Annotated in this window: 1 protein-coding gene and 1 pseudogene; both read left to right on the top strand. The window is 72.3% G+C overall.

Annotation, left to right across the window (positions count from 1 at the left end):
• Window positions 1-296 (top strand): annotated as a pseudogene (locus tag HMPREF0731_RS22725) (glycosyl hydrolase family 8); the annotation flags it as partial.
• A 106-nt stretch (window positions 297-402) separates the two neighbouring features.
• Window positions 403-588 (top strand): hypothetical protein (locus HMPREF0731_RS22720; protein ID WP_007006628.1); only part of this gene is annotated, 186 nt, incomplete at its 3' end.

The following is a 588-nucleotide window of genomic DNA, read 5'->3' as shown; positions in this document are numbered from 1 at the left end:
GCGTGCCCTTCTACCTGTGCTGGGCCGGTCTGGCGGCGGAGCCGGCGGCGCAGGCGGCGGCGCGCTTCTGGGCCGAGGCGGCGCAGGGCCACGGCGCCGCCTGGGTCGATCTGCAGACCGACCGCCCCGGCCCCTACACCGCGGCGCCCGGGCTGCGCGCCCTGGCCGGCTGGGTGCAGCGCCAGGCGCTGGGCCCGGCCGCGGTTCGGACGCCGGAATCGCCATTGCCGATGCCGGGGCGGGACGATTATTATGCAGCCGTCTTAAAATTGCTTCTGACCGTTGCTGAGTCATAAAACGCCACTCTGAACGATTTTAGAGACAAGGCGTCATGAATTCAGAGGTTCCGCCACGGGGGGCCAGCGGGCATTCTAGGTGTCGGGAAGGGAGCAGGGGCGACGGATGGGTCAGGATATCGATGTCGCCAGGGTGGTCGCGGCGCTGCGCGCGCCGGGCATCCGCTACCGCTCATTTGGCAACCAGCCGGTGAGGGCGGAACCCGATGCGCCGGCCCCGTCGCTGCGCCAGGCCCTGGCCCGCTTCGCCGAGGAGGCCGCGCCGCAGCCCGCCGCCGCGCCGCCCCCCGGC

Source organism: Pseudoroseomonas cervicalis ATCC 49957 (genome assembly GCF_000164635.1).
GTDB classification, from domain to species: domain Bacteria; phylum Pseudomonadota; class Alphaproteobacteria; order Acetobacterales; family Acetobacteraceae; genus Pseudoroseomonas; species Pseudoroseomonas cervicalis.
Note: the sequence above shows the minus strand (reverse complement) of the source record. Positions and strands in the feature narration are given on the sequence as shown.